The organism is Rhodococcus sp. PAE-6 (assembly GCF_025290685.1).
Taxonomy (GTDB): domain Bacteria; phylum Actinomycetota; class Actinomycetes; order Mycobacteriales; family Mycobacteriaceae; genus Rhodococcus; species Rhodococcus pyridinivorans.
This window is the reverse complement of record NZ_JAOCLZ010000046.1, coordinates 1-5,847: the sequence shown is the minus strand read 5'-3', so window position 1 is coordinate 5,847 and position 5,847 is coordinate 1. Positions and strand designations below refer to the sequence as shown.

Annotated in this window: 6 protein-coding genes; all 6 read right to left on the bottom strand. The window is 65.3% G+C overall.

Annotation, left to right across the window (positions count from 1 at the left end; genetic code table 11):
- Positions 1 to 287 precede the first annotated feature (287 nt).
- Positions 288 to 566, bottom strand: coding sequence for a hypothetical protein (locus NVV99_RS25905; protein WP_019288855.1), 279 nt, complete (start codon positions 564 to 566; stop codon positions 288 to 290).
- Positions 567 to 685: 119 nt separating this feature from the next.
- The gene (locus NVV99_RS25900) at positions 686 to 1,753 is read right to left on the bottom strand and encodes a TrkA family potassium uptake protein (RefSeq protein ID WP_033098631.1); all 1,068 of its coding nucleotides are present in this window, start codon (positions 1,751 to 1,753) and stop codon (positions 686 to 688) included.
- Positions 1,754 to 1,981: 228 nt separating this feature from the next.
- Positions 1,982 to 2,647 (bottom strand): TrkA family potassium uptake protein, encoded by a 666-nt coding sequence (locus NVV99_RS25895; RefSeq protein ID WP_033098630.1) that lies wholly within the window; start codon positions 2,645 to 2,647, stop codon positions 1,982 to 1,984.
- Positions 2,640 to 3,956 carry a TrkH family potassium uptake protein gene (locus tag NVV99_RS25890; RefSeq protein WP_050993449.1) on the bottom strand — a complete coding sequence of 439 codons (1,317 nt, stop codon included), beginning with the start codon at positions 3,954 to 3,956 and terminating at the stop codon, positions 2,640 to 2,642. The genes NVV99_RS25895 and NVV99_RS25890 overlap by 8 nt, the downstream gene beginning before the upstream one ends.
- 68 nt (positions 3,957 to 4,024) lie before the next feature.
- Positions 4,025 to 4,765 (bottom strand): hypothetical protein, encoded by a 741-nt coding sequence (locus tag NVV99_RS25885; RefSeq protein WP_019288851.1) that lies wholly within the window; start codon positions 4,763 to 4,765, stop codon positions 4,025 to 4,027.
- Positions 4,762 to 5,406 carry a TnsA-like heteromeric transposase endonuclease subunit gene (locus tag NVV99_RS25880; RefSeq protein WP_084295198.1) on the bottom strand — a complete coding sequence of 215 codons (645 nt, stop codon included), beginning with the start codon at positions 5,404 to 5,406 and terminating at the stop codon, positions 4,762 to 4,764. The genes NVV99_RS25885 and NVV99_RS25880 overlap by 4 nt, the downstream gene beginning before the upstream one ends.
- Positions 5,407 to 5,847 lie beyond the last annotated feature (441 nt).

The following is a 5,847-nucleotide window of genomic DNA, read 5'->3' as shown; positions in this document are numbered from 1 at the left end:
CTGCATCGGGCATATCCGATCAGGATTCCAACCCTGAGGCGACCACCGCACTGTTTGGGTCAGCGATACGAGATCCAGATGCAGGACGGTTAAACAGGACGGTCCGGCGACTCGATTCGGCAGGATGCGATCGAGTGCCAGGCCGTTTCGGAGTGTGCTGTTTGGGGATCGTCAAACATCACAGGTGTCGAGGGTCAGCCGAAGAGCCATCGTGACTTTTAGTGTCACCTAATGTTTGTCGACCGTACCGCACATCGACATGCGTGGACCGCAGCGCACGGCGGGCATCAGCCGGCGGACGTCGCGGCGAAGACGAGGAAGACGACAAACAAGGCGGCCACGCCGAGCCCGCCGCCGAGCAGGGCCTCGCGTGGGTTCGACGCGAGGCCCTTGTCGACGCGGTTCAGGCCGATCCATCCGCATACCACGGCGATCACCCCGGCGGGGACGGTGACGAGGTCCCCGACGAACGGCACGAAAGCGAACACCGCCGCCGCGATACCGGCGATCAAGGCGGTGCTGCCAACGCCGTTGCGGTAAGGAGCTCCGGTCATATCGTCGGTCATTGTGCCTCCGGTGCAGATCGTAAGTCCCTCAGGGACCAGTCCATCGTGCCCCCTTGTTGTAGGAGCAGGACACCTGCACCGAAGTGCGTGCCGCTACCGGAGTTCTCGCGCAACCGGTATCAGTTCGACTCCACGCGCAGATACAGCAGCCTGTCGTCGGCGGCGACGACGACGAGCTCGGGAGAATCCACCCGGATCAACTGTCCGTCACGGACGACACCGAGCACGATCTCGGGCAACTGGCGTGGCGGGAGGCCGACTTCGTCGGGTGCGACCTCGCGTTCGGAGACCGCGAAACCGTCCTCCGGGGTCAGCAGGTCTTCGATCATCTCCACCACCGTGGGCGTCGTGGGAGCAAGCCCCAGCAACCGGCCCGCCGTCTCGGCCGAGACCACCACGGTGTCGGCACCGGACTGGCGCAACACATGGGTGTTCTCCGACTCGCGGACCGCGGCGGCAATGCGTGCCTGGGGGGCGAGCTGGCGGGCGGTCAGGGTCACCAGCACCGCAGTGTCGTCACGATTGACGGCCACGACGATCGAGGCGGCATGCCGCGCCCCGGCCAGTTGCAGCACATCCGACTTGGTGGCCGAACCCTGCACGGTGACCAGGCCCTGGCGCGACGCGATGTCCAGACTGATCGGATCGGTGTCGACCACCACGATCTCCGACGGAGGGAGTCCATCGGCGAGCAGGGCATCGACAGCGCTGCGGCCCTTGGTGCCGTACCCGACGACCACGCTGTGACTGCGGGTGCGCCGACGCCACCGCTGAATCTTGAACGCCTGCCGTGAACTTTCGGTCAACGCCGACAAGGTGGTACCGACCAGCACGATCAGGAAGAACACCCGCAGCGGTGTGATGACCAGGACGTTGGTCAGCCGGGCCTGCGGTGTCAGGGGTGCGATGTCGCCGTAGCCGGTGGTCGACAGTGACACGGTGGCGTAGTAGATGCAGTCGAGCAGCGACAACGGATTGTCCTGTACATCGCGGTAGCCGTCCCGACCCAGATACACCACGACCACTGCCACCATCAGCGCGGCCAGGGCGTACCCGATTCGGCGGACGATCGCCCGGCCCGGACTGGTGAGCTCCTGCGGTACGCGCAGCACACCCACGAGCGCGAAGTCGGGACGGTCGGTGAGGGTGTCCGAACGCCGCAGCGGCACCCGCAACTTACCGGGCATGATCGAACGCACCCATCCGTCGGCCGCTCACAGGACTGTCCCAGTCATGCCCGTCAGCTTAGAGACCTCGGAGACCGGACTGGCCGCTCCTCGGTGAACCGGTCGGTGCACGACCCGACTGTGTCTTCGTTCGGGTTCGGCATTCTGGTACCGCCGAACGATCCGGCCGCTGCTGATCCTGATCGGTTCGCTGTGACTCATCCCCCCAATCCGAGGAGGAGTCGGGGCTCAGGTCAGCTCGGCGAAACGTTCGGTGTCACGGACCTGACCGGAGACGATGATGGTGTCGCCCGGAGCGACGATGGTGTCGGCGGTGGCATAGGTGAACCCTTCGCCGGGTCGTTTGATCGCCACTACCGTGACCTTGTACCGGCTACGGATGGTGGTCTGCGCCAAGGGTTGGCCGACCATGAACGCCGGCGGGCTGGTCTTGACCATGGCGAAACCGTCATCGAACTCGATGTAGTCCATCATCCGGCCCCGCACCAGATGCGCGACGCGTTTGCCCATGTCGTGCTCGGGCCGCACGACATGATGCACTCCGATCTGGGTGAGGATCTTTGCGTGCGCATTGCTGATCGCCTTGGCCCACACGTTCGGCACCGCCATGTTGATCAGCGCCGACGCCGTCAGCAGGCTCGCTTCGAGATCGGAGCCGATCCCCACGACCGCCCGGCCGTATTCCTGTACCGCCAGCTGGCGCAGGGACTCCTCGTCGGTGGTGTCGGCGACCGCGGCATGGGTGAGCCGATTCGAGACCTTGTCGATCACCGCTTCGCTGGAGTCGATGCCGAGCACCTCGGTGCCTTGCGCCATCAACTCGAGCGCCAGCGACTTGCCGAACCGGCCCAGACCGAGGACCACGACGACGTCAGCGGCGGGTTTTCTAGCCAATGAAGGGCCTTTCTACGGGACGTTCGAAACGGCGATTGTTCTCCCGGGCGGCCAGCGCGCTGACCAGCGTGATCGGACCGATCCGGCCCAGATACATCAATACGACAAGGATCAGCTGTCCCCAGGCCGGTAGTTGCGCGGTGATGCCGGTGGACAGTCCCACCGTGGCGAACGCGGAGATCACCTCGAACAGCAGCGCGTTGAGATCGAATCCGGTGCCGGCGAGCAGGGCCAGGGTCGGGATCACCACCAGCGCGACCCCGATCAAGGCCACCGACAGGGCTTGGCGTTGCACCCGGGGGTCGATGCGCCGGTCGAAGATCGTCACCGATTTCTCCCCGCGCACCTCGGCGGCGATGACGAACAGCAGCACCGCGAAGGTGGTGACCTTGATGCCGCCGGCGGTGCCGCCGCTGCCGCCACCGATGAACATCAGCACATCGGTCACCAGCAGCGTCGCCTCGTCCATCTGGGCGTAGTCGACACTGTTGAACCCGGCCGTGCGCGGCATGACCCCTTGGAAGGTGGCGATCAGCAGTTTCGCCCCGAGCGGGTGGCCGCTGAGGGTGTGGCGCCACTCGAGAAGCAGGACCAGCAGCGGGCCGAGCACCAGCAACACCGCGGTCACCGTCACCGTCAACCGGGTGTGCAGCGACCACCGGCGGCTGCGGCCGCGTAGATGCCGGCCGATCTCGAACAACACCGGAAAACCGATCCCGCCGAGGACCACCGCGACCAGCAGCGGCACGCAGATCCACGGGTCGTCGGCGAAGCCGATGATGTTGTCGCTGTAGAGCGCGAACCCGGCATTGTTGAACGCCGAGACCGCGTGGAAGACCCCGAGCCACACCGCCCGCGGCACGGATTCGTCGTAGCCGATCACGAACCGGGCCGCCAACGCCGTCGCCACGACCGCTTCGATGAGCACACTGGTACGCACCACCCCGACGATCACGGACCGGACATCCCCCAGTCCGGAGGTGCGGACCTCTGCGGCGGCGTTGAGCCGGGCCCGCAGCCCGATGCGGTTGGCCAGCACCAAGCCGATCAGCGAGGCCATCGTCATGATGCCGAATCCCCCGACCTGGATCAGCGCCACGATCACCGCGTGCCCGTATCCGGACCAGTAGGTCGCGGTGTCGACGACGATCAGCCCGGTCAGACACACCGCGGACGTCGCGGTGAACAATGCCGGCAACACTCCCGCACCGACCCCGGACTGCGTCGCGGCCGGCACCAACAACAAGGCGGTCCCCACCAGCAGGGCGAGAGCGAAACTCGATGCCACCACCCGGGCCGGGCTGCGCATCACCTGCGCGCCGACCCGCCGCAGCGGAGCAGGCCACGCGCTCGTGCGTGTATTCACGTCGTCGCACACTAGACCCGGCGCCGTGCCGGGTCTTCCTGAACCCACCGCTGACCAGGGAAAATCGTACCTTTCGGGCACGGACTCGGCGTGCTGCGGCCGCAATTCCGAGACAATCGGTTCCGCAACCTGCTCTCTCCGAACCTCGGCCAGCACCAAAGCGGCCCGCCCTCGATGGCGGCGGCCGCCAGTGTGGCTTTCGCGCCTTCCCGCAGAGTCGGCCGGCCTCTGTGGTAGGCATCGTCCCGTAGGGACTGGTCGGTGGAGCGGAGGGAATCCTCCTCCGTGTCCAGCGTCAGTTGATAGGCGCCCTTTTGAACCTCGGAGTACCTCAGGTGGGAGGGCTCGAGCGACCCGATGCCGACAGATCCCTCGCCGAAAAAGACCTGGACCCGCTCCCAATCCGTGAGCGACGGACCGTCGCCGCCTCGCGTCAGGAGCGTGCCGGCTCCCTCGCGTGGCATGGCGTGCAGCTTCTGGATCACCTCGAAGCGGTCGCGGGGGATCTGGTATTTCCCGCCGCTGGCGACGAAGTCGGGATACCTGTGGAGGTGCTCGGTGATCGCGCCGAGGCCGAAGCGGCCACCGGCCGCGACGAATTTCTGCTGGATCTTCACGCCGCTACGCATCAGGTCCACAGGGCCGTTGTCATTTATCCACTGGTAGACAGCGTCCCCACCACGGATGTAGCGGCAAGCATTGCCGACGCCGACCTCTGCGACTTCGGCGATGAAGCCGTCCATGCCGTTCATTCCGCCACGGTTGGCGGCGACCACCTCGAGGTCGAGTCGATCTTCCGGATCGCCGCGTCGACGCTGGCGAGCGCGTCCTCGAGATCACTGGCCTGAAACAGGGTCGGCAGCACCTCGATCGGATCGCCTACGTCCTCGGCGCCGAGCAAGAGCGGCCGCGGCACAGCGAAGCTCTCGACCAGCTTCGGTGCCAGCCCCACCCGTCGGCAGCGCGGGTGCCGATAGCCCGACAACCACCGCAGGTTTGCTGCCCGCACCCGATCCATCTCACCGAAACGGCGGTATTGCCAACCGAGCAACTCACACACCGCCGCGGTCGTGTCGAACACCGCCTGATCCTCGGCGTCGATCCGAGTATCGGCCCGCACGTCCACCACCACTGCTCCGCCGTCACGCAGCCGCAGGAAGTAATCGGGGGTGTGCCGTTTGGTCTTTTTTGCTCGCCACGACAACCGAAACGGCTGAGAACCGATCCCCGTCACCTCAGGACTTGAGTCGAAGGCGATCAGCCAGTCCCGCTCCAGCCAGGACTCGTACCCGACATGCGAACCCGTCGTAGCCGACCACCACAGGCCTGGAAAGCTCCGTTGCCCCCGATACGACGGGAATCCGCGCACCGGCGAGGCGTCTTCGAACCGCACGGTCGCACACGACGACAACGGGACCTCACACCGTTGTCCATCCGGGCCTATGAACTCGACCTGGTAATCCTCCCCAGCCCCTACGGCAGCGACACCAGCCAAGGCACCAGCCTCCTGAACGCGCAGGTGGGGAACGGTCTGCCTCAACTTAGTGGCAAAAACCTTGTACTTGCCTCAGACACACCGACGATGCCTCAGATCAAATGGCAAAGGACAGTGGAACCTACAAACTGTCGAGATGCAGTGAAGATTGACAGGACACGCCGCTACAGATTGACAGAGGCTCGGTGAGACGAGCGCGCCAGTCAAGGTTTCATTCCGGGAAACCGCAGCTCAGAAGCCTTATAAAGCTGCGGACGGCCCAGTTGAGACTTCCCAGTGGGATGTCAGTAGCGATTCCCGTTTCGATGTCAGTGCCTCCTACTTCGTGATCGAATACGT

Coding starts and splice junctions, on each gene's coding strand:
- NVV99_RS25905 (WP_019288855.1), bottom strand. CDS start 566: ATGACCGACGATATGACCGGAGCTCCTTACCGCAACGGCGTTGGCAGC.
- NVV99_RS25900 (WP_033098631.1), bottom strand. CDS start 1,753: ATGCCCGGTAAGTTGCGGGTGCCGCTGCGGCGTTCGGACACCCTCACC.
- NVV99_RS25890 (WP_050993449.1), bottom strand. CDS start 3,956: ATGCGCAGCCCGGCCCGGGTGGTGGCATCGAGTTTCGCTCTCGCCCTG.
- NVV99_RS25885 (WP_019288851.1), bottom strand. CDS start 4,765: ATGAACGGCATGGACGGCTTCATCGCCGAAGTCGCAGAGGTCGGCGTC.